Origin of the sequence: Actinacidiphila acidipaludis (assembly GCF_019890725.1) — a bacterium.
GTDB lineage: Bacteria > Actinomycetota > Actinomycetes > Streptomycetales > Streptomycetaceae > Actinacidiphila > Actinacidiphila acidipaludis.
The window spans coordinates 1-26,098 of record NZ_JAINZZ010000082.1 but is presented as its reverse complement, the minus strand read 5'-3'; the positions used below and the strand labels follow the sequence as shown (position 1 = coordinate 26,098).

Annotated in this window: 14 protein-coding genes and 2 pseudogenes; 3 read left to right on the top strand and 13 right to left on the bottom strand. The window is 74.9% G+C overall.

Translation table 11 applies throughout. The features are described from left to right. Positions 1 to 1,175: pseudogene (locus tag K7862_RS34410) on the top strand (hypothetical protein); the annotation flags it as partial. 35 nt (positions 1,176 to 1,210) lie between these two features. Here K7862_RS34410 and K7862_RS34405 read toward each other — a convergent pair. Next, positions 1,211 to 1,424: pseudogene (locus K7862_RS34405) on the bottom strand (DUF4287 domain-containing protein). Positions 1,425 to 1,783: 359 nt separating this feature from the next. On the opposite strand from K7862_RS34405, the gene K7862_RS34400 reads away from it, so the two are divergent. Then, the gene (locus K7862_RS34400) at positions 1,784 to 2,593 is read left to right on the top strand and encodes an alpha/beta fold hydrolase (protein WP_222969215.1); all 810 of its coding nucleotides are present in this window, start codon (positions 1,784 to 1,786) and stop codon (positions 2,591 to 2,593) included. 192 nt (positions 2,594 to 2,785) lie between these two features. Here the strand turns inward: K7862_RS34400 and K7862_RS34395 are convergent, their stop codons facing one another. From K7862_RS34395 to K7862_RS34345, 11 genes are all read right to left on the bottom strand, one after another. Beyond that, entirely contained in the window at positions 2,786 to 3,730 is a 945-nt protein-coding gene (locus tag K7862_RS34395; RefSeq protein ID WP_308012344.1) for a 4'-phosphopantetheinyl transferase family protein, read from the bottom strand. A 7-nt stretch (positions 3,731 to 3,737) separates the two neighbouring features. Then, complete coding sequence (locus tag K7862_RS34390; protein ID WP_222969213.1) at positions 3,738 to 5,132, bottom strand: MFS transporter; 1,395 nt, start codon at positions 5,130 to 5,132, stop codon at positions 3,738 to 3,740. Positions 5,133 to 5,356: 224 nt separating this feature from the next. Further along, positions 5,357 to 5,605 carry a hypothetical protein gene (locus K7862_RS34385; protein WP_222969210.1) on the bottom strand — a complete coding sequence of 83 codons (249 nt, stop codon included), beginning with the start codon at positions 5,603 to 5,605 and terminating at the stop codon, positions 5,357 to 5,359. Between the two features lie 163 nt (positions 5,606 to 5,768). Further along, positions 5,769 to 7,145 carry a glutamate synthase-related protein gene (locus tag K7862_RS34380; protein WP_222969208.1) on the bottom strand — a complete coding sequence of 459 codons (1,377 nt, stop codon included), beginning with the start codon at positions 7,143 to 7,145 and terminating at the stop codon, positions 5,769 to 5,771. Further along, complete coding sequence (locus K7862_RS34375) at positions 7,142 to 8,182, bottom strand: asparagine synthetase A (protein ID WP_308012343.1); 1,041 nt, start codon at positions 8,180 to 8,182, stop codon at positions 7,142 to 7,144. Before K7862_RS34375 ends, K7862_RS34380 begins: the two co-directional genes overlap by 4 nt. Further along, complete coding sequence (locus tag K7862_RS34370; RefSeq protein WP_222969206.1) at positions 8,160 to 9,674, bottom strand: methylaspartate mutase; 1,515 nt, start codon at positions 9,672 to 9,674, stop codon at positions 8,160 to 8,162. The genes K7862_RS34375 and K7862_RS34370 overlap by 23 nt, the downstream gene beginning before the upstream one ends. Then, positions 9,671 to 10,105 (bottom strand): cobalamin B12-binding domain-containing protein, encoded by a 435-nt coding sequence (locus K7862_RS34365; protein ID WP_222969204.1) that lies wholly within the window; start codon positions 10,103 to 10,105, stop codon positions 9,671 to 9,673. The genes K7862_RS34370 and K7862_RS34365 overlap by 4 nt, the downstream gene beginning before the upstream one ends. Before the next feature lie 226 nt (positions 10,106 to 10,331). Further along, positions 10,332 to 10,538 carry an MbtH family protein gene (locus K7862_RS34360; RefSeq protein ID WP_222969203.1) on the bottom strand — a complete coding sequence of 69 codons (207 nt, stop codon included), beginning with the start codon at positions 10,536 to 10,538 and terminating at the stop codon, positions 10,332 to 10,334. Positions 10,539 to 10,701: 163 nt separating this feature from the next. After that, positions 10,702 to 18,153, bottom strand: a complete 7,452-nt coding sequence (locus K7862_RS34355) for a non-ribosomal peptide synthetase (RefSeq protein WP_222969201.1) — start codon at positions 18,151 to 18,153, stop codon at positions 10,702 to 10,704. A gap of 568 nt (positions 18,154 to 18,721) precedes the next feature. Next, a complete protein-coding gene (locus K7862_RS34350) occupies positions 18,722 to 19,030 on the bottom strand; it encodes a hypothetical protein (protein ID WP_222969199.1) in 309 nt (102 codons plus the stop codon). Then, a complete protein-coding gene (locus K7862_RS34345) occupies positions 19,027 to 19,641 on the bottom strand; it encodes an SMI1/KNR4 family protein (RefSeq protein ID WP_222969197.1) in 615 nt (204 codons plus the stop codon). The genes K7862_RS34350 and K7862_RS34345 overlap by 4 nt, the downstream gene beginning before the upstream one ends. Positions 19,642 to 19,901: 260 nt before the next feature. Between K7862_RS34345 and K7862_RS38035 the strand changes: the two genes are divergently transcribed. Next, positions 19,902 to 20,024, top strand: a complete 123-nt coding sequence (locus tag K7862_RS38035; protein WP_262414244.1) for an Imm32 family immunity protein — start codon at positions 19,902 to 19,904, stop codon at positions 20,022 to 20,024. A 69-nt stretch (positions 20,025 to 20,093) separates the two neighbouring features. On the opposite strand, the gene K7862_RS38030 is transcribed toward K7862_RS38035, so the two are convergent. Further along, on the bottom strand, positions 20,094 to 26,098 hold a 6,005-nt coding region (locus tag K7862_RS38030), incomplete at its 5' end, for a condensation domain-containing protein (RefSeq protein ID WP_262414243.1).

Here is a 26,098-nt window from a genome sequence, read left to right as displayed (position 1 = left end):
GGCTCGTCGGCGGCGTTCCGGGGGTTCCCCCCGCGCCCCAGGCCCCCCCGCCCGCGCCCGCGCCCGCCTCCCCGGCGGGCGGTTCCGGCCCGGCCATCGGCACGGCCGTGGCCACCGCCTCGCCCACGCGCCGGCCGTCCGCCTCGCCGAAGCGCACCGGCGCCGCCGGGACACCCGGGGCGGCCAGGCTTCACGCGGGCAACCCGCAGGGACACGAGCCGGTTCCGGCCGACGGCCAGGCGGCAGCCACCTCGCACCCGACGCGCGTCATCGGCCATGGCTCGCCCGCCGGCTGCACCTCCCCCGCCGTGGTCGCGGCCGTCGCGGCGGGCGGCGTGATCACCTTCGACTGCGGCCCGCGGCCCGTCGTCATCGTCCTGACGGCGACGGCCAAGGTACGCAACTCCTCGCCCCGCGTGGTGATCGACGGCGGCGGTCTCGTCACACTCAGCGGCGGCGGACACCGCCGCATCCTGTACATGGACACCTGCGACCAGCGGCAGGGCTGGGCGACGTCGCACTGCCAGGACCAGAGCAGCCCCCAACTGACCGTGCAGAACCTGACGTTCGCCGACGGCAACGCCACCGGCGAGACCACCGACGGCGGCGGCGGGGGAGCGGTGTTCGTCCGCGGCGGGCGCTTCAAGGCGGTGAACACGCGGTTCGTGCGCAACCGTTGCGACGCCACGGGCCCCGACCTGGGCGGCGCGGCGATCCGTGTGCTCGACCAGTACCGGGGGCTGCCGGTCTACATCACCGGCAGCACCTTCGGCGGGGCGCCCGGCCAGGGCGGCGTCTGCTCCAACGGCGGGGCGCTGAGCAGCATCGGGGTGTCCTGGGTGATCACGAACTCGCTGTTCTCCTACAACTCCGCTATCGGCAGCGGCGCCAACCCCGCCCGGTCGGGCACGCCGGGCGGCGGCAGTGGCGGCGCGGTCTACACCGACGGCAACCGCTACACCGTCCGGCTGGCGGGCACCGTGCTCACGCACGACGACGCGCGGGAGGGAGGCGGCGCGCTGTTCTTCGTCAGCAACGACCGCACCGGCACGCTGACGCTCGTCCGCTCCAGCGGCCGGTCCAACCCCAGCCGCGGCTTCGAGACCCCCGGCTACCCCGGCATCTTCTTCCTGGGCTCCGGCCACCCCGTCCTCGACGGGGCCTCGCTCCACTGACCACGGCCACGGCAGCACCGCCACCGTCCGGACGGCTACGCCTTCTCGTCCTCCACGAGGGTGTGGGCGACCAGCGCGTTGGCGTGGCCGTGGCTCAAGACCGTGCTCGGTCTTGAGCCAGGCGACCAGGTCCATGTGCTTGGTCAGCGCAGACGTGCGGATGAGGTCCTTCCACTCCGCGATCGGGCGGCCGTACTTCTTCTCGAGCGAGGGGAAGTAGCTGGCGGGACCCTTGACGGGCTCGGTCATCGTGAACTCCTGTCAGTGGGAGGGGTGCGGGTGGTGTGCGGGGAGGGCCGTGCTGCTCACGCCCGGGCGAGGCGCGTGACGACCGCGGTGAGCCACGGCAGGCGTCAGGCCCGCCCCGGCGGCGAGGGCCACCACGGTCGCGGAGGAACCGGCGAATCCGACGAGGACACCGACAGCGCTCAGCCAATGGCCGGCCGGACGGTGTGCGTCATGCGGTGATCCCCCCGGAGTAGAACCCGGAGCAGAACGGGACGGTCCAGTAGCCATCCGCACCTAGCGCTACATGGCTCACGTTGCGGCTCGCGACCCCCGCGGCCAAGACTGAGAGGGGGACGACGCGAGCCGAGAGGGCCTGGACCATGGGCGACTATGCGGAGCTTCCCGGCGTCAGGACCTGGTACGAGACCGACGGCACGAGCGGGGAGCCGCTGCTCCTGCTGCACGGCGGTTTCTGCACCAACGACACCTGGGGAGCGCAGCGCGCGGACCTCGCCGCCGCGTACCGGGTTTTCCTGCCCGAGCGGCGCGCGCACGGGCACACGCCCGACGTCGAGGGACCGCTCACCTACCAGGCCATGGCCGAGGACACCGTGGCGTTCCTGGAACGGGTCGTCGGGGAGCCGGCTCATCTGGTGGGGTGGAGCGACGGCGGGATCGTCGCGCTGCTGGTCGCCGCCGCCCGGCCCGACCTGGTCCGCAAGGCCGTGGTGATCGGTGCCACCTTCCGGCCCGCCGCCGAGTGCTGGGCCGAGCCGGGGATGCTCGACGCGATGACGCCCGACAGCGCCGACCTGGCGTTCTTCCGCGAGATGTACGAGGCCGTCACGCCGGACGGCGCCGGGCACTGGCCGGCGGCCGCGGCGAAGACCCTCGACATGTGGCGTGGCCAGCCGACGCTCACCGCCGAGGACCTGGCGGCCGTCCGGGCGCCCACCCTCGTCATGGTCGGCGACGACGACATGATGACGCTGGAGCACACCTCCGCCCTGTACCGCTCGCTCGCCGACGCCCGGCTGGCGGTCGTCCCCGGCGCCTCCCACCTCGTCCCGCTGGAACAGCCGGGCAGCGTCAACCGCATGATCCTCGACCACCTCGCCCAGGACACGGTCGAGACGATGATGCCCGTCCGGCGGGCCGCGGGGGAGTCCGGGAACGCCGCCGCGGCCTGACCTGCCGCTCCTGCCTGACCGGCCGCTCCTGGACGTCAGGCGCTGGACTGCACACTGCCGCAGGATCCGGCGATACCGCCCGAACTCCGGGCCGTCGCCGGGCCGTATCCGTCGCCCCCGCGTGCCGAGTGCCACGCGCGTGTCCCGGGCCGCTGACGGCGGCCCGGGACACGCGGTGGGGGCGGGGGAGCGTCAGGGCGACCGGCTGGGGAGCTGGACGGCCACCGCGCCCCAGTGCCCGGGCGGCACCAGGACGTCGGTCAGTGACCAGCCGCCCGGCAGTGCCGCCGGCACCGCCCCCGACCCCACGTAGTCGGCGGCCGGATCCTCGGCCAGCCCGATGCCGCGGCCCTTGAGATAGGCCTCCTTGCGGGTCCACACCCGCGTGAAGGCCAGCGGGCGGTCCGCGGGAGTCCGCAGCGCGAGCTCGGCGGCCTCGCGCGGATGCAGCACGTCCGCGGTCTCGGCGATCGTCCGCGGATCCGGCACCACCTCCACGTCGACGCCGACGGGCACGGTCGCGAACGCCAGCAGGCTCAGGTCCGCGCAGTGCGACAGTGAGAAGTGCAGGCGCCCGTCGGGCAGCACCGGCCGCCCGTGCGGGCCGCCGCAGTGCGGGCACGGGTCCCGCCGGGTGCGGACCTCCGCCGCGGGGACGCCAAGGTAGGCGCCCAGCAGGCGGCGCAGTGCCACGTGCGCGCACACGTAACCGTCGCGGTCGGTGACCTGGCGGAACTCGGCGGCGCGGGCCAGTTCCTCGGCGTCCAGGACGGCGGTGGCTTCGCGGGCCGCCTGTCCGCGGACCACGGTGGTGTCGACGAGCCACACCTCCGCGGGGTCGTCCGGCGGGGCCACCACGACCGGGGCGGCGTGCAGGACGCCGAGCGGGGTGGGGACCAGGAGTCCGGCCCCGCCGCCTGGCCCGGGACCGTAGCGGGCCGCGGGAGCCGGCCCGGCGATCCGGGCGCCGGGTGCGACGGCGAGTCGCGGGCCACCCGAAGTGCCCGTCGGAGCAGCGTAGGTGAGCGAGTCCGTCGTGCGCGCGGTGGTAGGGACGGTGGCCGGAGGGGAGGTCCGGGCGGCGTGTGCGCCCGGGACCGGGGGAGGAGCCGAAGTCGGTGTCGGTGCAGGGGACATGACCGCCTCACACGGTTGCCGGAAGGGGCTGCGGGACGTCGTCGCCGTGGCCGGTGGCGGCCGCGGCGGGCTGTGCGCTCAGGCTCAGCGCGGGTTCGGGACGGAGTTCCTGCACGCCGGCCTCGTCGCCGGCGCTGTCGCCCGCCGCGGACGCCTCCTCAGCGCCCGAGGCGTCCGCGGCCAGTGGCCGGCGCAGTGCGACCAGCGCCGCGAACGGCGAACCGAAGGCGACGGCACCGCAGATGAGCCAGGTCGTCTGCACGCCGAGCCCGACGGCGAGCGAGCTGAACACCGCGATGGACAGCGGGCCGACACCGATGCCGGACAGCGACAGCGTCGACATGGCCGCCCCCATCCGCGACGCGGGCGCCGACTGCTGGTAGACGGTGACGATCGCCGGGCCGTTGAGACCGGACAGCAGGCCCACTCCGGCGGCCACCAGCGACAGCGACAGCACGCTCGGCATCAGCGCCATGACCACGATGCCGACGGCCAGGCCGAGACCCGTCGCCACCAGGCGGACGAACATCGAGATGCGGTGGGCCAGGACCGCGCCGGCCGCGCTCGAACCGAGCGCGCCCACGCTGAACGCGGCCAGGACCACGCCGACCGCGCTCACCCCCCAGCCGCGCTGGTTCACCAGGGCGGGCAGCGCCACGTCCGCGGGCCAGCCGAAGGCCAGGTCGAGGCAGAAGGAGGCGAGGAACATGTAGCGCAGGCGCGTGTCGTCGAGCAGCAGCCGGAAGCCGTCGCCGGACCGGCGCACCGTGGAGCCGCCCGGCTGCCGCGGCGGTGCGGTGAACCCGTGCGTCACATACAGCAGGCAGCCGAGCCAGATGACGCCGGTGCCCGCCGCGATCACCAGGGTCTCCCAGATGCGGCCCATGCTGATCAGCCACGCGCCGACGGGTGCGCCGGCGATGGGTGCGAGGCGCAGCACCATCGCGTAGAGGGAGTTGGCGCGGCCCAGGTGCTCGCGGGACGCCAGTTGCGGCATCAGCACTCCGGAGGCCGGACCCGCCAGCCCGAGCAGGGCGCCCTCCAGCGCCGCGATGACGACCAGGGGCGTCAGCCGGTCGGAGGAGGCCGCGACGACCGCGCCGACCGCCAGGACCACCGCGCGGGCGGCCGTGGTGCGCAGCAGCACCCAGCGCGGTCCGCGTGTGTCGCTCACCGCTCCGCCGAAGAGCAGCATCAGGGCGCGGGGCACGGTGGCGGCGAGCATGAGCAGGCTGACCGCGCTCGCACCGCCGATCCGGACGGCCGTCCAGTTCATGGCGATCAGCAGGGCGTAGCTGCCGCCCTGGACCACTGCCTGCCCGCTGACGAGCGCGCCCACCTTGCTCCAGTGCACCTGCGCGGACGGCGCGGCGACGGGGGCCGATCGGGAGGGGGCGTCCATGGCGATCACCTGTTCCTGAGAGAAGGGCTCGGCCGGAGCGGGCCGAGGAAGGAAGACGAGAGGGCGACGAAAGGGCGACGAAAGGGTGGGGACGTGCCGGTGCCGGCGGTGCGCCGGCGCGGGCGGGAGCCGGGACGTGCGCGTGCCGCAGGACCTGGGCGAAGCAGGCGGTCCGCGGAAGCCGGCCTGAACCGCGCCCGTGCGGTGGCGGAGACGGCGGAGCGTCAGGGCGGCCAGCGGACCGGCACCCGGGCGGTGCCACGGCCCCCGCGCAGGGCGGAGGCGACGGCGAGAGCGGTGGCCCGGCACTGGGCGGCGCTCTCGGCCCGGGCGAACCGCGGTGACCGCGTGTCCGGAGTCCCGCCGTACGTCCGCAGGTTCAGCCGCCCGCCCAGATAACCGCGGCCGGCCGCCGCGAGGACCCGCACGACCACCGCGCCGGTCCGGGCGGCACCCGACGGCTGCACCGCCACGGCCGGCAGCTCCGACAGTGAGAACCGGGCCCGGACCGAACATCCGCGGCCGGCGGTCCTGGCGGGCGGTGCACCGGCCGGCCGCACGCGTGCGGGGCCGGCGGTGCGCGGCCCGCTCACCGGAGGTCACCGCCCCGCACCTGGGCGGCGGGCTTCACGCGGGTCATCGCGTGACTCCCGGTGCCGTGGGCGCCGCCGGCGCCGCCGAGCCGTCGGACCACCACACGTCGTCGGGGCCGACGTCCGCGGCGCGGTACTGGCCGAGCGCGCTGATCAGCAGCCGGGCCTCCAGGGCCAGTGCCGCCACCAGGCGCACCAGGCCGTTGTCGGGGTCCTCGTCGACCGCGAGCAGCGCGGCACGGCCGAGGCCGACCGCCGTGGCGCCCAGGGTGAGCGCCTTCACCGCCCGGCCGCCCTCCCACATACGCCCGCTGGCCAGCAGACATCCCGCCGGGCGGCCGATCCGCCGCAGGCACTCCGCGAGGTCGAGGCCCGCGGCGTCCATCAGTACCAGCGGCGCCCAGCCGGTGCCGCCCTCGGCACCGTCGACGGTGACCGCGTCGGCGCCGGCCGCCCAGGCGACCGCGGCCGCCTCCGCGACGTCACGGCCGGGATGGAACTTCACCCAGGTACGGGCGCGGGGGTAGTTGTTGCGCATGAAGCGGATCTGCTGACGCAGGATCTCCTGGGTGAAGGTGCCGGGGGTCGCGCAGCGCAGGAGCAGCGGCGACGTGCCGGGCGCGGGGCTCGTGCCGGACCCGCCGGATCCGGCGGACTCGTCAGGCTCGCCGGATTCGTCGGACTCTTCGGTGGCGCCGAGAACGTCGCGGACCGCGAACCGCCCCGCCAGCGCGGCGGCTTCGGCGCGGCCGACGACCGTCATCCCGCCGAGTCCCGGCTTGGCGCCCTGCCCCGTCTTCAACTCGAAGGCCAGACGGCCGGAGTCGAGCAGCGGGCGGGTGGCCGGGTCGCTGTAGAGGAGGTTCCACACCTCGCCGTCGGCGTCCTCGGTGGACTGCTGCACCACCAGGCCGCCGACGCCGTCCGGTACCTCGGCCACATAGGCGGCGATCCGCGCGAGCAGCGCGGACCGTTCCGCACCGCCGCGGTAGCCGTGCACCGGGACCATGTTCTCGCCGATCACCATCGGTATGCCCAGGCGTGCGGCCTGGCGGCTCGCGGCGATGGCGAGGTCCCCGCTGCCCGCCCGGGTGGAGCCGAACGCGCTGAGGTAGAGCGGCAGTTCGGAGGTGAAGCCGCCGAGAGCGGTGCGCAGGTCCACGTCGTCGTGCAGCGGTTCGCGCCCGAGGTCGATCAGCTTCTCCAAACGGCGTGGCATGAACACCGGGGGCACCAGCCGGGCCCGGTCCAGGCCGTCCCCGGGGCCGTGGGGAGCCGCGCCGGCGTCCGGTGTCCCGGCCCCTGCTCCGAAGAGCCGGCTGCCGTAGGACCCGGCCGCGGGGAACACCTCGGCGGTACCGCGCCGCGCCCTCGCCCTGACCGCGGCCTCGGGGAAGCCGTCCGCGTGCAGTCCGGTCACGGCGCGATCACCCCCGGCAGCTTCGGGTAGGCGCTGACCTGCCACAGTGCGTCGAGTCCCGTGAGGAAGCGCACCAGACGCTGGACACCCATGCCGAAGCCGGCGCTGGCCGGCAGGCCCTCGCGGGCCAGGTCCAGGTACCAGGCGTACTTCGCGGGGTTCTCGCCGCTCTCCCGCATCCGGGTGACGAGCGCCGCGTACTGCGACTCGCGTTCGCTGCCGCTGACGAGCTCGCCGAAGCCGCCGTCCGCGATCAGGTCGAAGTTCCGCAGCACGCCGGGGCGTTCGGGGTCCTCGCGGTCGTAGAAGCCGCGCGAGCCCTTGGGGTAGTCGTCGATGAAGAACGGCCGGTCGGCCGCCAGCGACAGCAGCCGCTCGCCCGCCCAGTCGATCTCGGCGTCCGGGCTCTGCCGGTGACCGAGCTCCGAAAGCCGTTCGACGGCCTCGGCGTGGGTGCGGCGGCCGAAACCGCCGGCCAGCAGCCCGGCGAAGTCCTCGGCGCGGCGCCCCAGCCGGGTCAGCTCCTCGGGCACCTGCTGCCACACGTGCGCCACCACCCGCCGCAGCAGGCCGGCCGCTATCTGCTGCACGTCCTCGCGGGACGCCCCGGCCATCTCCACGTCGATCTGGTGGAACTCCACCAGGTGGCGGCCGGTGCCCGCGGTCTCCGCCGGCTCCACCCGCACGTTCGGGGCGATGTAGAACATCCGGGGAAAGCCGCGCAGCGACGCCTGCTTGTAGAGGATCGCGCTGGTCATCAGCTTGTACGGACGACCGTAGTAGTCCACGTCCAGGGCCTTGGCGCCACGCCCGCCGGGATCGGTGACCGGGCCCACCAACGGCGGCAGCAGCTCGGTGAAGCCCTGCTCCCGCAGGTACGTGCGGGCGGCGTGCAGCGCCTCCTGCTGCACGAGCATCGCCGACCGCAACTCCGGCGAGCGCAGGTGCTCGCCCAGCGGTGGCACGGCGGGCGCGGGGTCCGCCGCCGGCAGCGGCATCTCGGTGTGGGCCAGGTCAAGCATCTCGACTCCCGTCATCGGTCGTACGTGAGGGCGTGAACACGCCAGGCAGGGGCGGGCGGACACCCGCCGGGGAACCGGCGCCGGGGCCGGAGGTGCGCGTGGTGGGCCGGGTGGGCGCGATGGGTCGCGGAGAAGGGGTGGGTCGCGGGGGAGCGGTGGGCCGGGTGGGCGCGCCGGACCGGGTGCGATGGGCGGCACGGGCGGAACCGGCCGTACCGGTGGGGGCGGCGGCCTCGGCGGCCAGGTCGAAGCGCCTGGCCATCGTGTGCAGGGCCGCCAGCAGCTGCGAGGACGTGAGGTCGGCCGTCGTCCCGGCGGGCGCCAGATCCGGTGCCACCGGCATGGCGCCGGTGCGGGACCAGCGCAGCCGGCCGCGGTCGTCGATGAAGCTGCGCGACCGCCCGGCGTTGTCCGGGTGCAGGCAGTACGGCACGTCGAGGTAGCCCCGGGCGAAGGCGGAGCGCAGGGCCTCGCCGATGCCGGTGCCCGTGCCGGTGCCGAGCTCCAGGACCGCCTCGACGAACGTCCGTGCCTGCGCGTACACCTCGCTGTCGGGCTCCAACCGGTCGGCAGGGGAGCGGACTTCGGCCTCGGCGGCGGCCGCCGCGCTCTCCAGTGCGCGGACGTTCTCCGCGACGGTGGGGATGCGGTGTGCCTCCGCCGGGGTCTTGACGATCAGCCGCTGCGCGCCGGACCGCACCGCCAGCCGCGCCGACGCGCGCAGCAGCAGGTCGGCGCCCGCGGCGGAGGACGGGAAGACGCCCATGTACGTGTAGAGGACGATGTGCCGGTGCACGTCCGGCGGCAGGAACTCCGCCGCGAGCCTGCGCAGCGCGGCCACCGCCTCGCGGTCCTGCTCGGGCGAGGTCTGCTGGGCGTAGCTGAGCGAGACCTCGCGGATGCCGTGCTCGACGAAGAACAGCGCCTCCAGCAGGCTGACCGCGACCAGCAGTCCCGGCGGGCACAACTGCCCGAGCAGGCAACCGCCGAAGGTCTCCAGGTGCGGCACCCTCGGCGGCGGCGCGAGCTCCGCGAGCAGCTCGCAGCCGCGGGCCCACGCGTCCACCGACGCCCGCAGCGGGGTGCGCCCGTACGGCAGGCAGTACGACACCGGGCCGCCCTCCGTGGCGTCCAGGCCCACGGCGGTGAGCGCCCGGATGATGGCCTCCGGGTGGGACGAGCCGTGGCGCACCTGCACCGGGAAGCCGGGACCGTGCACACCGCGCAGCAGGGACCGGGTGACGGCCGCCGGGTGGCTGACGATCGGGTAGCCGTTCAGCGCCCCGCCCTCCGCGAGTGCGCGGCGGGCGCCGGCCGGATCGCCGACCCGGGTGTAGCTGTCGATGGTCACCGTGCCCACCGTGACGGCCGCGGCGTCCCGGGTGCCCACGAGGCCGGCCCTCATGTGGCGCGGGTCGCCGAAGCCCATCCGGGGTTGCACCACGAGCCCTCCGGCCGCGGCCGCCGCGGCCACGTAGCGGCCCAGGGACGGCGCGGGGGCGGTCATGCCGTCACCACCCGTGCGGGCAGTGCCGCGAGGAACTCCCGCAGGGCGGTCAGGGAGCCGTCGTCGAAGACCGCGTCGCACCCGGCGGCCAGCAGCCGCCCCCGGTCCTGGAGGCTGCGGACGCCGTCGACGCCGAGCTTGCCGCCGACCACCACCCGCATCCCGGCCAGGTCCGGTTCGGCGCGCAGCAAGGTGACGGCGGCGAGGCCGTCCCGGTAGCCGTGGCCGTTCACGCTGCCGATCACGACCACCTCGGGGCGGTGCCGCCGGCACCCGTCGACCAGCAGCTCGTGCGTCACGCAGGCGCCGAGGTTGGACACCGGGTGCCCCAGCTCCTCCAGGAAGAGCTGGAGGAGGACGAGGTTCCAGGTGTGCGAGTCGGAAGCGGTGCCGGTCACCAGGACTGCGGGACGGGCCGGGGCGAGCGCCATAAGGGGTCTCCGTGGAATCGCCGAGGGGTGCGGGAAGGTCTCTCGAACGCTTACTGCGAATATAGGCGTGCGGGTTTTCCACGAGCGGCAGTAGCGGCGGCACAACGAGGGAAGTCCGGGAATGCGTGCCGCAATGAGCGAGGCATTTTCCATGCGGCACGGAAAAGGCCGTTCCCGCACCGTGGAATGGTGCGGGAACGGCCTCGGTGCCGGGGTGGCCGGCGTGTCAGCTGTAGCTCGCCAGCAGGCTGGCCGGCCGGATGTCTGTCCAGTTCTCCTCGATGTAGGCCAGCGCCTGCGGGCGCGCACTGTCGGCGAGCACAACCCGCCAGCCTGCGGGAACCTCGGCGAAGACCGGCCACAGCGCGTGCTGGTTCTCGTCGTTGACCACGACGTGGAAGGTGGCCTCGGCGTCGTCGAACGGGTTCGTCATCTCGGTCTCTCCTTGGCTGTGTGACGCGGATGGGGGAGTGCGGGAATGCGGGAATTGCAGCCGTCTGTGATACAGGTCGTCGTGCTTACGTGGAATTCCTGAGCGAATTCCGTCGGTGACGGGACGGGTGTGTCCCGATGGTCCGGATTCGGTTTTCGCTGGGTCAGGCCAGCGGCGCGGCGGAGGCCCGGGCGACGGCCTCGGCGGGTTTATCGGTGGGATTTCCGGGGCCTTCGGCGGATTCGCGGGCGGTTCTCGGGGAGGTTTTCCCGCTGGTGCTCTCCGCGGCGGCCGTGTCGGCGGTCCGCAGTGCGTCCGCGAGCACCCGGCCGATGCGGGCGAGGGGCTCAGCTTCGGCCATCCGCAGGTGCGGGCAGTCGATGCCGTGGTTCTCGACCGTGCCGGTGACGAACGGCGCCCATTCCGCGGCGAGGGAGTCGCCCGGGTCGAAGGGCCGGCGGGCGGTGAAGAACAGCAGGTCGGCGTGGACGCGGCGGGGGTCGTACAGGGGCAGGATCTCCGCGTGGTCGAAGGAGGCGGCGATGACCGCGCGGATCTCGGCGTCGGAGAAGTCCGCCAGCACCGGGTCCCGGCGCCGCATGCGCGTCACCGCGGCGGGGAGGTCGAAGGGCCGGCCGGAACCGTCGTCGGCCTCCTCGAAGAGGATGTCGCGCTTGTCGGCGTCGGTCAGCGGCACCCGCTCGGCCTGCGGCGGCATCGGGCGCACGTCCATCATCGCCAGCACCTCGACCCGGTCGCCCTGCTCCTGCAGGCGCGCGGCCATCGCGTGGGCGACGGTCCCGCCGAACGACCAGCCCAGCAGCCGGTAGGGGCCCCACGGCTGGATCCGCCGGATCCGCGCCAGGTACTCGTCCGCCATCTCCTCCACCGACTGGGGCGCGTAGCCGGGTTCGGCCAGTGCCCGCGTCTGCAGGGCGTACAGCGGCTGGTCGGGGCCCAGGTGCTGCGCCAGGCCGGCGTACGACCAGCCGACACCGGTGCCCGGGTGCACGCAGAACAGCGGTCGCCTGGAGCCGTGCGCGTTCAGCGGCAGCAGCACGCCCATCGGGTCGCCGTCGCCGTCGCCGTCGTCCTCGGCGAGCAGCCCGGCGACGGTGGGGGAGCGGAACAGGTCGCGTACGGTGCGCTCGACGCCGAGCACCGTCCGCATGCGGCTGGTGAGGCGCACGCCGAGGAGTGAATGGCCGCCCAGGGCGAAGAAGTTGTCGTCGATGCCGACGCCCGGCACGTTGAGGATCTCCGCGAACAGCCCGCACAGCACCTCCTCGCGCGGGTTGCGCGGGCGCCGGCCGGCCGGCGCCGCGTGGCGGGCGGGAGCGGGCAGCGCCGCCCGGTCCGGCTTGCCGTTCACCGTCAGCGGGATGGCGTCGACCAGGACGACCGCCGACGGCACCATGTGCGTGGGCAGTTCGCTCCCCAGCGCGGCCAGCAGGGCCGACTCGGAGACCTCCGCCCCGGCCCGCGGCACCGCGTAGCCGACGAGCTGCCGGTCGCCGGGCCGGTCCTCGCGCACCAGCACCGCGGCCTGGCCCACGGACGGGTGGCGGGCGAGTGCCGCCTCCACCTCGCCCGGCTCGATCCGGAAGCCGCGGAGCTTCACCTGTCCGTCCGCCCGTCCCAGGAACCGCAGTTCGCCGTCGGGCTGCCGCAGCACCAGGTCGCCGGACCGGTACATCCGGCCGCCGCCCGGAGTGAACGGGTCGGGCAGGAAGCGCTCGGCGGTCAGGCCGGGGCGGCCGACATAGCCGCGCGCCACGTGCGATCCCGCGAGGTACATCTCGCCGGGGACGCCCGCCGGCACCGGCCGCAGCCGCTCGTCGAGCACGTACACCCGCGTGTTGTCCATCGGCAGGCCCAGGTACACGCCGGTGAATTGCCGCGCGCCGGCTGGGAACCGCTGGTGGTGGGAGGCGAAGGTGGTCTCGGTGGGGCCGTAGGAGTGCACCACCGTGGTGTCCGGGCAGTGGTCCAGCACCCGGCGCAGCGCCGCCGGCGACGCCACGTCGCCGCCGGTCCACACCTCGCGCAGCCGCGCCAGCGTCTCCAGGCCCTCGTCGGCCAGCACGTGGAACAGGCCCATGGTGAAGTACGCCGCGGTGACGTCGTGTTCGCGGATCGTGCGGTCCAGGTCGCCGAGGTCGGCACCGTCGCCGGGAGCCATCACCAGCTCGCAGCCGTTGAGCAGCGGCACCCACAGCTCGTAGGTGGAGGCGTCGAAGCCGATCGCCGAATGCACCAGCATCCTGCGGTGGTTGGCGAGGTCCCACGCGCGGTCGGCGGCCAGTTCGGCCACGTTGCGGTGCGTGACCGCCACGCCCTTGGGCCGGCCGGTGGAACCGGAGGTGAACATCACGTAGAAGACGTCCGCGTCACCGACCGCGACCTGCTGGGCGTCGTCCTGCGCCGTCAGCCCGTCGCCCGGTTCGGTGAACCGCGGTGCGTCCAGGGCCAGTACGGCCAGGCCGGCCGCCTCCTCCTGCCGGACGGCCGGGGCGTCCAGGTGCTCGGAACGGGTCAGCAGCACCGCGGCACCGGTGTCCTCGGCCATCATCCGCACCCGTGCGGCGGGCAGCCGCGGGTCCATGGGCACATACGCGGCGCCCACCCGGGCCGCGGCCAGGGCGGCCACCACCAGATCGGGCACCCGCTCCATGAAGACGCCGACCGCGCCGCCGCGCCGCACCCCCGCCGACACCAGCCGGCCGGCCAGCGCGGCGGACCGTGCCTCCACCTCGCCGTAGGTGAGCGCCTGGTCGCCGAACCGCAGCGCGACCCGCCCGGGTTCACGCCGGGCCCAGGCCGCGACGACCTCGTGCACCAGGCCGACGGGAGCCGGCGCCGTCGTGGTGTCGTCGGCCGCCGCCGTCAGCCGCTCGTCGGCGGGCGTGCGCAGGTCCAGGTCGTCGACCGGGAGTTCCGGCCGCTCGGCCGCCTCCCGCAGCAGCCGCGCCAGCCGGCCGGCCAGCAGTTCGGCGGTCGCCGCGTCGTACACGTCGGTGGCGTACTCCAGCACCCCGGCCAGGCCGCCCGGCGCGCCGGAGGCGTCCTTCAACTCCCGCAGCGACAGCGTCAGATCGAACTTGGTCATCCCCGTGTCGAGTCCCACCGCCGTGCCGGCCAGCGGCGAGCCGTCACCCGGCTCGTCCTCCGCGGCCTGCACCTGGACGATGACCTGCACCAGCGGGTGGTGGGCCGCCGAGCGCTGCGGGTTGAGGTGCTCGACGAGCCGGTCGAACGGCAGGTCCTGGTGCGCGTAGGCGGCCAGGTCGGTGTCGCGCACCCGTTCCAGCAGTTCGCCGAACGACGGGCGGCCCGAGGTGTCGGTGCGCAGCGCCAGCGTGTTGACGAAGAAGCCGACCAGCCGGTCCAGCGCCTCGTCGTCGCGGCCGGCCACCACCGTGCCGAGTACCACGTCGGTGCCGGCGCCGTGCCGGGTCAACGTCGCCGCGAGCGCGGCCTGCACCGCCATGAACACGGTGGCGCCGGCGCGGCGGGCCGCCGCTGCCAGTAGCTGGTGGGTCACGGCGTCCACCTCGACGGGCACCTGTCCGCCCCGGTGTGTGGCCTCCGCGGGCCGGGTGCGGGCCGCCGGCAGCTCGAGCACCGGCGGGGTGCCGGTCAACTGCTGCTGCCAGTAGGTGAGATGGGCTGCCGTCAGGCTGTCCGGCTCGTCGGCGTCGCCCAGCGTCCGTTCCTGCCACAGCGTGTAGTCCGCGTACTGCACCGGCAGCGGCGCCCAGTCCGGTGCGGCACCGGCGGCGCGCGCGGCGTACGCCTGCGCCAGATCGCCGAGCAGCGGGCCGGTGGACCAGCCGTCGGCGGCGATGTGGTGCACCACGAGCAGCAGGAACTGCACGGTCTCCGTCGAGGTGGCGGCCTCCGAGGTGTTCGCGTCCGGGGCGGTGGCCGGGGCTGCGCCCGAGGTGGCGGTCTCCTCCACCAGCCAGGCCCGGAGCGGCAGGTCCGCCGCCAGGTCGAAGACGTGCCCGGCAGCTCCCTCCACGGCGGCCTGACCGCCGCCCGGCGTGGTGCGGACCACCTCCAGCACCGGCCGCGCCGTGTCGAGCACCCGCTGGAACGGGTTGCCGTCGACCGCCGGATAGACGGTGCGCAGCACCTCGTGGCGGCCGGCGACGTCCGCGAGGGCGTCGGACAGGACCGCCGGGTCCAGCGGCCGGCGCAGCCGCAGCGCGATCGGGATCGTGTACGAGCGGCTCGGCCCCTCCAACTGGTCGAGGAACCACAGCCGGCGCTGCGCGTACGACAGAGGGACACGCTGCGGCCGCTCCACCGGAACCGGCGCCGGGCGCTCCGCGCCCTGGGCCGCGCCGCCGAGCCGCCGGGCCAGCGCGGCCGGGGTCGGCGCCAGGAACAGGTCCCTGATCCGTGCCTCCACGCCCAGCACCGCACGGACGCGGTTCATCAGCCGCACCCCCGACATCGAGTGGCCGCCCGCGGCGAAGAAGTCGTCCTCGGGGCCGAGCGTGTCGACGCCGATGGCCTCGGCGAACAGCGCGCACAGGATCTCCTCGCGCGGCGACCCTCCGGCGCGCACGGCCTCGGGAGCGGCGGCCGCCGCGGCTACCCGCTCGCGGCGGGCCGCCAGGGCGGCGCACTCCTCAGCGCCGAGCAGCCCGGCGGGTGCCTCGTGCGGGGCGTCGGCGAAGGCGTGCAGCGCCCGCACGAAGGCGTCCAGCAGCAGGCGGGCGGTGTCCTCGTCGAACAGGTCCACCGCGTACTGCCACCACACCTCGAAACCGGCCGGAGTGCCGTCCGCGTTCCGCAGGTCCACGCAGGACACGCTCAGGTCGAACTTCGCGTCCTCCAGGCCCGTCGCCGCGAACGTTCCGGCGAGAGGGCCGAGCGGGACGGATCCGCCCGCGGCGGCATCCTGACCGGGACCCCGCCCGTCGCCGGCCGCCTGGGTGTCGACGCTCACCATGACCTGGAAGAACGGGTTCCGGCCGAACGTGCGCGGCGGGTTGAGGTACTCGACGACCATGTCGAAGGGCACGTCCTGGTGGGCGAAGGCGGCCAGCGCCGCGTCCCGGGCCCCGGCCACGAGCCGGTCGGCCGGCACACCCGCCGGGGCGGCCGTACGGAGCACCAGCGTGTTGACGAAGAAGCCGACCAGGTCGTCCAGCATCTCGTCGTTGCGGCCCGCGACCGGAGTGCCGATGGCGATGTCCTCGCCCGCTCCCGCCGCCGCCAGTGCCGCCGCCAGCGCGGCCTGCGCGACCATCAGCAGACTCGCCCCACCGGAGTCCGCCAGCGCCTGGAGACGGCCGTGGGCGGCGGGTTCGAGCCGGGTGGTCACGGTCGCGCCGCGGTGGGTGGGGTGGAGCGGTCGGGGGCGGTCGGTGGGGAGGTCGGTGGTGGGCAGTTCCGTGAGGGTGGTTTCCCAGTGGGTGAGTTGCTGGTGGGCGAGGCTGGTGGGGTCGTGGGGGTCGCCGAGCAGGTCGTGTTGCCAGAGGGTGTAGTCGGCGTACTGGATGGGCAGGGGGGCCCATTCGGGGGTGGTGTCGTCGCGTCGTGCGGTGTAGGCGCGGTCGAGGTCGCGGAGCAGCGGGGTGAGGGACCAGCCGTCGGTGGCGATGTGGTGCAGCAGCAGGATCAGCACGGCGGTGCCGTCGCCGGGGACCAGCAGCCAGGCACGCACGGGAAGTTGGCAGGTGACGTCGAACGGCTCCGCGGTGCGGTCCGCGACCTCCCCGGCCACGTCGTCCGGCGCGCACTCCCGGACCTCCAGCCGTATCGCCGGCCGGTCGAGGACGTGCTGGTACGGCTCGCCGTCGGGACCGGCCGGGAAGACCGTCCGCAGCGTCTCGTGCCGGGCCGCGACGTCCCCGAGCGCGGCGCGCAGCGCGTCGATGCCGGGCACGCCGTCCAGCCGCAGCACGACGGGCAGGTTGTAGGTCGCCGTCGGGCCGTCCATCCGGCCGAGGAACCACAGGCGGCGCTGCGCGAACGACAGCGGCACGCGGTCCTGTTCGGGCAGCAGCTCACCGTCGAAGTCGGCCTCCCCGGCCACGGCCAGGGCGTCGGTGGCCGCGCTGCGGACCGGAGCGGTCCGCAGCAGCTTGCGATCGATCTTCCCGCTGCTGGTCCGCGGCAGATCGCCCACCAGAGCGATCGCCGAAGGCACGGCCGCCGGCGCCAACTGCTCGCGGGCCAGGGCCCGCAGCTCGTCGGCGCTGACGCCGTCCGCGGCGACGAACGCCACCAGCCGCCGCGCGCCGTCGGTCCCCTCCTGGACCACCACGGCCGCCGCGCGCACCGCCGGATGGCCGGCGAGGACCGACTCCACGGAAGCGGGGTCGATGCGGTGGCCGCTGATCTTCACCTCGTCGTCGCGGCGCCCGCGGTAGCCGAGCTGCCCGTCGGGCCGCACCTCCACCACGTCGCCGGTGCGGTACGCGCGCCGGCCGTGCCGTACGACGAACCGCTCGGCCGTCAGCTCGGGCCGGTTGACGTAGCCGTGAGCCAACGCCGGTCCGGACAGCATGAGTTCCCCGTCCACCACCTCGGCGAGCACGCCGGGAAGCGGCACCCCGATGGGCACCGGGCCCTCGCGGTGGCCGGTCAGGTCGGCCACGGTGGCCACGACCGTCGTCTCCGTCGGGCCGTAGGTGTTCAGCAGCCGCACGCGGCCCTCGGTGGCGCGGTTCCACTGGGCGACCCGCTCCGGCAGTGCGGCCTCGCCGCCGATGACGACGGTGCGGACCGACGCTGGGAGCCGGCCCGTGCCGGAGGCCAGCACGTGGGCCAGTTCGTGCCAGTACGCGGTCGGCAGGTCGAGCACGGTGATGGCGTGCTCGGCGCAGCCGGCCAGCAGGCCGGGCACATCCAGCATCTCGTCGTCCCGCAGGACCAGGGTGGCCCCGGCGCCGAGCGTGACGAAGACTTCCTCGACCGACGCGTCGAAGTGCAGCGGGGCGAACTGCAGCACCCGGTCGCCTGCGCCCACGTCGTAACGGACGGTCGCGCCCGCCGTGAAGTGCGCCAGCGCGTGCGTGCCGACGGCGACCCCGTTCGGAGTGCCGGTGGAGCCGGAGGTGTGGATCACGTAGGCGGTGTCCCCGGCGACGCCGGGACCGGGCAGCACCAGCTCGCCGGCCGCGGCGACGTCCTGCGGGGAGGGGGCGTCGGGGCCGCAGCAGTTCGCCAGGATCGCGGCGGTACGGGCCTGCGGCGCGGCCGGGTCCAGGGGCAGGTACGCGGCGCCGGTGCGCAGGATCGCCAGCAGCGACACGATCGCCTCGATGCCGCGGGGCCGCTGCAGGGCCACCAGACGCCCGGGCCCGGCACCGGCCGCGGCCAGCTCGTCCGCCCGGAAGGCCACGGCCAGCGCGAGTTCCCCGTACGTGAGGGAACGTCCCTCGCCGACCAGGGCGATCCGCTCCGGCGTGGCCGCGATGTGCGCGGCGATCCGCTCGGTCACCGGCGGGGCGGGGGTGATGGCGGGACCGCCGTCCAGAACGGTCCCGCCGGCCGGCGCGGTGGTGGTCCCGGGCGCGGATGTGGTGCCGCTCGGGCTGGGCTCGTCCCCCTCCGGGGCGTCGTTCGCGGTCGGCGGGCGGCCGTTCGGGGGCATCGCGTTCCTCCAGTCTCGGGGCAGCGGGATCGGCTCGGCACCAGCGGATCCGTGCCGGCGAGCGGTGCGTCCAGGCTAGGTTTTCGGGGCTGCGGGGGAGGGCAGCGTCGGGGGCAGCCGGGGCGGCACATTCGGGTGGCGCGTAGTGCCGGTCGCCCTCCCGGCGGGTTGCCCGGCTCCTCTGCCCGTCGGCAGGGTTGGCGTCCTCCACGTGGGCGGGGGCCGGCCGTCCGCCCGGGCTCTTCGTCCGCCTCCGGGGTACGCCGGGGTCGTGGTGCGGTGTGCCTCCGGCGCGGAGAGGGGTTCGGCCTCCGGGGTGCCCCGGGACCGCCGTTGCCCTGTGCGCCGCCGTTGTGGTCGTTCGCGCTGGGAGCACCTCCTGGGCGGAGGCTGGGGGACCCCGCGCCCCTGGCGGAGCTTGCGCGGTTTTTCCGGGGGCGGGCCAGTCCGGGAGGACCTCGTCCTGACCGCGATGAGGGCAGCGCCACCTGTGCCCGCGGCCTGAGCGGAGAACAGGCCGCAGCATCAGGTTTGCGGACGTGGCATCAGAAGCTCGCGCCCTCAGGACCTACCTCGCGGCGTGCAGGCAACCGCTCGACGTCAGCGGGCCGAGCTCCGGGACGACCAGGCGGCGTTGGCCGCGAGCCTCGGACGCGCTGTTGAGCGGCGGCTCCATCTCCGCCCCCGTGATGGCCACACGGCGACCATCACGCGTGCGCAGCACGAGCGACATCCCGTCGATCCAGTCGCCCGCGCGCCAGTGGCCGGTGAGCTGGGTCTGACTGTCCGGCCGGCGGTCCGTCCCCACCACCATGAAGTGGAACCAGTCGCCATTGCCCCGACCCGCTTGCTCGTACAGCAAGGGCATCTGGTTCATGGGGACGCCGGGCCTGCGGAGATGTTCATCCGGTCGTGATTCCAGTCGGCCGTCATCGTCCAACGACGGTGTGGAGAGCGCATCGCCCGGACGTTCGGGATCTCTCCCTGCGCGCTTCCGAGGAGCACGTCGACCATGCCCATGTCGAACCGGTACGCCGTCACGGGCCCGCGCGCCCACATCACCACCGGCCACCGATCCGGATCGGCGTCCGAGGTGAGCCAGAAGAACAGGTCACCCTGCTCGTTTTCGCCCCAGACCAGCAGCCCGTCGGGTTCGGGGAACATCCGGTATGCCGGCTTGGTGTCGTCTGTCTCGTCGAGGCCCTCGGGGCCGAACAGGCGGCCCGTCTCGGAGGCATGCCGTTCGACGTAGCCCTTGAAACCGGCCTCGCGCACCCCTTGGAGAGGCCGGGACGTGGGCGCGTGCACGTGACAGGCCAACGAGTCGGGCGCGCTGAACCTGCCCGCGCCGTAGAGATCGACGAAGCCCCGGTAGTCGGACGGAAAGTCCAGGCCGATCTCGGCCCGCGATCGCTCCCACGGAGGGGCGGCCACCGGCACAGCAGGGGGTGGAAACAGCTTCGCGAGCCGGCTCAGGGCGTCGGGCATGCTCGTCTCCGCGGTGTTCGCTCTCGGTCAGGACGACGAGGCGTCAGCGTACAAGCCGGTCGGAGAGTCAAGACATCGACGCCTCGCGTGGCGCCTTGCCGCCGCATCATGGAGACCCGACCTCCAGAGGGGTGCTGACCGTGTGGGAAGCGCCGGCACCGGCCCCGGGGTTCACATCGGGCTGGACGCGCCTCGCCGCGTTCTGGTGATCAACGGCGATGCCGGCGCACAGGACGATCCTCGCGGCCGACCTCCGGGACATGGCCGACACGGAGGACGGAGGTCACCTCCACCTCGACCACTTCCCCGACCACCCCTACCTCGCTGAGGGATCCGTGCCGGTGGTCGTCAACAGCCCCCACGGAGGGATGCCGATCCACTGAGAGCGGCGGGTCACCGAAGTGGGCCCCTTCCCGGGAAAGGGAAGGGGCCCACGTGCTGGTGCACAACACTCAGCTGGGATTGCGGGTGCCGGCCGTGGTGCGGCGGCGCAGCGTGGGGCGGGCCGGTGCGGGCGGCGGGGCGGATTCTGAGGCGGCGGCCTCGGCCAGCCACTGCGCGAGACCCGCCACCGTCGGGTGGCTGAAGACGTCCCGCAGCGTGATCTCCGCTCCCAGCTCCGCCTTCACCCGGTTCACCAGGCGCACCGCCAGCAGCGAATGACCGCCCGAGCGGAAGAAGTTGTCGTCCGTTCCGACACTCCGTCCACCCAGCACCTCCTCGAACAGCCGGGACAACGGCTCCTCCCAGCGGCTGCGCCGTCCAGCCGCGCCGTCGGTATCCGCCGGACCCGCTTTCCGGTCGGAACCTCCCGCGGCGAACGGGACGACGTCTTCCGGCGCGGGCAGCGCGTCCGTGTCCAGCCGGCCGTCCGCCGTCAGCGGCAGCGCGGTGAGCAGGGCCACCGCCGAAGGCACCAGATAGTCCGGAAGCCGTTCGGCGAGCCACCCCTGCAGATCGGCCTCGTCCGGCACCTGCCGGCCGGCCGCGACGGCGTAGGCGACGAGCCGGCGCTGCGGGCTGTCCGTACCGGGAATGCCGGGTGACGGGGACAGGACCGCTGCCGTGTCGACGAGTGCGGGGTGACGGGCGAGCACCTCGGCCACCAGCGCCGTGTCGACGCGGTAGCCGCCCAGGACGTCGTCGGGACCGGGGACCCGCCGCAGTTGACCCGCGGCGTCCCGCACCACCCGCAGGCCGGTCCGCCGCATCCGGTCGCCGGGCGCCCCGAACGGGTCCGGGACACACGTCGCGGCGGTGGCGGTCGGATCCGCCGCGAAACCGTCCCCCGGCACCGCGCCGCGCACGTACAACTCGCCCGGTACGCCGGCCGGTACCGGCCGCAGTGCCGCGTCCAGCACCAGGCGCGGCCCGTACGCCGCGGCGGACAGCGGCTGGGCGGCGCGCACGGGCAGTACGTGGCAGCCGGCTCCCGACAGCAGGCCCGCCCACAGGTCGCGGACGAACGCCTCCCCGGTGGCCTGCGTGGTCAGTGCTGCTCTGCCCGAAGCTGCGGTACTCCCGCCCGTCACGGTCGACGTCCTGCCCGTCATGGTCGAGGTCCTGCCCGGGGTCACCTGCGTCACCGGCAGCCCGGTCCGGCCCAGTGCGCCGTGCGTCAGCCGCAGCCACCGTGTCCGCCCGTCCGGGCCTGCGGCCAGGCAGATCGCGGCGGTGTCCAGCACGCCCGGCACCGGCAGCGGGGTCCGGCGGGAGCGACCACCGCTCAGCCGCTCCACGAGCAGCACCCGCGTCCGGCCGGCCCAGCGTGCCCTGCGTTCCAGACCGCGGCGCGTGAGCACCACGTCCCAGGGCACGCCGCCGTCGGCACCCTGGCCGGCGCGGATCGTCGAACCGCCCGCTGCGGCATCCTCGGGCCGCGGGCCATCGTTCCCGCGGCGCGCGCTCGCGGGAGCAGCACGGTCAGGTCCGTCGGCAGCGCTTGCCCATCCCATGCCTCCGGGCCGGGAAGAGCCGTCCGCGCCGCCGTCCGCCTCCGGGTTCAGCAGAACCGGGGCCGCCCCGGCCTTCAGGACGGCCAGTGCGGAGGTGACCAGCTCGACGCCGCGTTCCAGGACGACCGCGACCGTGTCGCCGGGGCCGACACCGGCTCGCACCAGGGACTGGGCCCGGGCCGTCGAGGCGGCGTCCAACTCCGCGTAGTCCAGGGCCTGGTCGTCGCACGAGACCGCGATCGCACCGGGCGTGCGCCAGGCCTGTTCGGCGAACGCCGCCGTCACGGTGCGGGCCGGGGCGGACGGGCCCGCGCCGGGCGCCGGGGTGCCGAGCGCCACGTCGGCGGGCCGCAGCTCGGGGTCGGTGGCGAAGGCCTCCAGCAGCCGGACCAGTCCCGCCGCGAGGTCCGCGGCCAGGTCCGCGCCGAACAGGTCGGTGGCGTACTCCAGCACGCCGTCGAACCCGGCGTGCGCGCCGTCGGCCGTCCGTGCCTCCGTCAGCGCGAACGTCAGGTCGCTCTTGGCCTGGCCGGCGGTGAAGGGCAGCACCTCGCCGGACAGCGCCGAGGCAACCGGGCCGGTGGACGCGGCCGGCTGGACCTGCAGCATGACCTGCACCAGGGGGTGATGGGCGGACGAGCGGTGCGGGTTGACCCGCTCCACCACGAGGTCGAAGGGCACCTCCTGGTGGGCGTAGGCGGCCAGGTCCGCCTCCCGAACCTGGCGGACGAGCTCGGCGAACGGCTGGTCGCCTGGGGTGTCGGTGGGCAGCACCAGGGTGTTGACGAAGAAGCCGACCAGCGGGTGCAGCGCCTCGTCGGCGCGTCCGGCCACGACCGTGCCGATGGGGGTGCCCGCCGCGCCGTACCGGTCGAGCAGCGCGCCGAGCGCCGCCTGCACGACCATGAACACGGTCGCGCCGCAGTTCTGCGCCAGTTCGGCCAGCGCCCGGTGCACCTCCGCGTCCAGGCGGAACGCGGTCAGCGCGCCGCGACCGCTGGGCCGTGGCGGCCGCGGCCGCGCACCGGGCAGTTCCAGCAGCGCCGGGCGGCCGGCCAACGCTTCGGCCCAGTGGGCGAGTTGCCGAGCGGCGATCCCCCCGCCCGGCGAGCCGGCGGACGGCCCCGGCTCAGCGCTGCCGGTGTGGCCGAGCAGCTCCCGCTGCCACAGCGTGTAGTCGGCGTACTGCACCGGCAGCGGCGTCCAGGCGGGCGCGGTGCCGGCGGCCCGTGCGGTGTAGGCGAAGGCCAGGTCCGCGAGCAGGCAGTCCAGCGACCAGCCGTCGGCGGCGATGTGGTGCAGGAGCACGACCAGCACCTGCCCGCCTGTGGCGCCTGTACCGAGCGTCACCCCCTGCCCGGCGCCGGCGTTCTCGGCCGGCTCCTCGCTCTCCAGCAGCCAGGCCCGCAGCGGCACGTCCGCCGCGAGGTCGAAGACGTGGCTCGTCGCCGCGTCCACCGCGGCCGCCAGTCGCCCGGCCGGGACGTCCTCGGTGAGCAGGACCGGCCGGACGCCGGTCAGTACCTTCTGGTAGGGCTCGCCGTCGTGCACCGGATAGACCGTGCGGAGCACCTCGTGCCGCTCGGCGACGTCGGCGAGCGCGTCGGCCAGCACCGTCGCGTCCAGCCGGCGGTGCAGCCGCCGGACCACGGCCATGTTGTACGCCGGGCTCGGCCCCTCCAGCTGGTTGACGAACCACAGCCGGTGCTGGGCGTAGGAGAGGGGGACATGGGCGGGGCGCTCGGCCGCGGGGGCGAGCGCGGGCCGGGGCTGCCCGGTCGTGTCGCCGTTCTCGGTGATGCGCTGGTGGAGCGCGGCGGGCGTTGGCGCGAGGAAGAGGTCGCGGATGGCGGTCTCGACGTGCAGGGTGGCGCGGATGCGGTTGACGAGGCGTCCGGCGAGCAGCGAATGACCGCCGCTGCGGAAGAAGTTGTCGTCGGGGGCGACGCGGTCGCGCCCGAGCACGTCGGCGAACAGGCCGCAGAGGATCTCCACGCGGGGGTCCCCGGTGTCGCGCGGCGCCATCGCGCCCGCCTCAGGCGCCGGCGCGGTCGCCTCCGCCAGCCGCTTCCTGCGTGCCGCGAGGCCGAGGGCCTCCTCCGCGGTCGGTTCGACGAGTCCGGCCAGCGCGGTCTCCGGGGTGGCCGCGGCGAAGGCGCGCAGGGACCGGACGAACATCTCCAGCAGCAGCCGGGCGGTGTCCTCGTCGAACAGGTCGACCGCGTACTGCACACCGACGTCCAGTCCTTCCGGCGTGCCCGCGGCGTCGCGCACCTCGGCGCAGTGGAAGGACAGGTCGAACTTCGCGGCGGCCAGATCGGTGGAGGTCGGCGTTCCGGAGGAGGCGCCCAGGGCGAGCGGGCCCGTCTCCTGCTGCTGGTAGGTGAGCATGACCTGGAAGAAGGGGTGGCGGCCGAGAGAGCGCTCGGGGGCCAGGTGCTCGACCAGCAGGTCGAAGGGCAGGTCCTCATGGGCGTACGCGGCCAGGTCGCCGTCCCGCACCCGCTCGACGAGCGTGCCGAGCGTCGGCTGCCCGGACAGGTCGGTGCGCAGCACCAGGGTGTTGACGCACAGGCCGACCACGTCGTGCAGCGCCTGGTCCGGCCGGCCGGCCACCGGGGTGCCCAGCGCGATGTCGTCGCCTGCGCCGACCGCCGACAGGGCGGCCGCGAGGGCCGACCGCACCACCATGAAGACCGTGGCGTGCCCGGCGCGGGCCAGCGCGGCGAGTCCGCGATGGACGTCAGCGCCCAGCCGGGGAACGGTCACGGTGGCGCCCCTGCCGCTGGGTTCCGTCGGACGCGGCCGGTCGGCGGGCAGGTCGGTGGCCGCCGGGACGCCGTCCAGCGCCTGCCGCCAGTGGGCGAGGGAGCGCGACAGTGTGCTGTCGGGGTCGTCGGCGGCACCGAGCAGCTCCCGCTGCCAGAGCGTGTAGTCGGCGTACTGGACAGGGAGCGGGGCCCACTCCGGGGCGGTGCCGGCGGCCCGCGCGGCGTAGGCGCGGGACAGGTCGGCGAGCAGGGGTCCGGTGGACCAGCCGTCGGCCGCGATGTGGTGCACGAGCAGCACCAGGGTCCGGCCTGAGCCGTCGCCGGGGTCCAGCAGCCAGGCCCGCAGCGGCGCCTCGGCGGCCAGGTCGAACACGTACGACGACACCGCCGCGACCGCGCCGGCCAGGCTCTCCGGGCTGGTCTCCACCAGCTCCAGCGGCGGCCGGACGCCGGTCAGCACCTCCTGGTACGGCTCACCGTCGTGCACCCGGTACACCGTGCGGAGCACCTCGTGCCGCTCGGCGACGTCGGCGAGCGCGCCGGAGAGTGCCGCGGGGTCGGGAGCGCCGTCCAGGTGGACCACGACGGGCATGTTGTAGGCGCTGCCGGCGCCTTCGAGTTCGCCAATGAAGAACAGGCGGTGCTGGGCGTAGGACAGCGGGACGTGGTGCGGGCGGCCGGTGGCGGTGAGCGCGGGGCGGGGCCGGCCGGTCGCCCCGGTCAGGGCCGCCAGGCGCTGATGCAGCGCGGCGGGCGTCGGCGCCAGGAACAGGTCGCGGATGGCGGCGTCGGTGCCGAGGGTGGCGCGGACGCGGTTGACGAGGCGTCCGGCCAGCAGCGAATGGCCGCCGCTGCGGAAGAAGTTGTCGTCGGCGGCGACGCGGTCACGGCCGAGGACCTCCGCGAACAGGCCGCACAGGATCTCCACCCGCGGGGCGTCCGCCGCCGGCGCGCCGGCCGGTTCGCGCTCGGCGGGGGCGGCATCGCGCGCGGCGGCCGTGCGCTCCCGGCGGGCGTCGAGCGCCGCACGCTCCTCGGCGGTGACCAGGCCGAGCGCGCTCAGCGCTGTCCCCGGACCGGTGGCGAAGCCGCGCAGCGCCCGGACGAGGACGTCCAGGAGCAGCCGGGCGGTGTCCTCGTCGAACAGGTCGACCGCGTACTGCACGGTGACGTCGAGCCCGTCCGGTTCGCCTGCGGTGCCCTGCCGCTCCTGGCAGACCACGTTGAGGTCGAACTTCGCCGCCCCCAGGTCGGCGTCGGACAGGCGTCCGCTGAGGCCGCCCAGCGCGACGGTTCCCGGCCCTTCGCCGGCGCGCAGATGCGTCAGCATCACCTGGAAGAAGGGGTGCCGTCCGAGTGAGCGCTCCGGGTTGAGGTGCTCGACCAGCAGGTCGAACGGCAGTTCCTGGTGCGCGTATCCGGCCAGGTCCGCGTCACGGACCCGCTCCACCAGGACGCCGGCGGTCGGGTCACCGGAGGTGTCGGCGCGCAGGGCAAGGGTGTTGACGAAAAAGCCGACCAGATCGAAGAGGTCCTCCTCGGGCCGCCCGGCCACCGGGACGCCGACGGCGACGTCCTCGCCCGCGCCCGTGGCCGCGAGAGTGGCCGCCAGTGCGGCGCGCACCACCGAGGCCATCCCGGCACGCCGTGAACGCGCCAGCTCGTGGAGGCCCTTGTGGGTGCCGGCGTCCACCACGGCCGTCAGGGTGGCGCCCTTGGCGCTGGGGACCC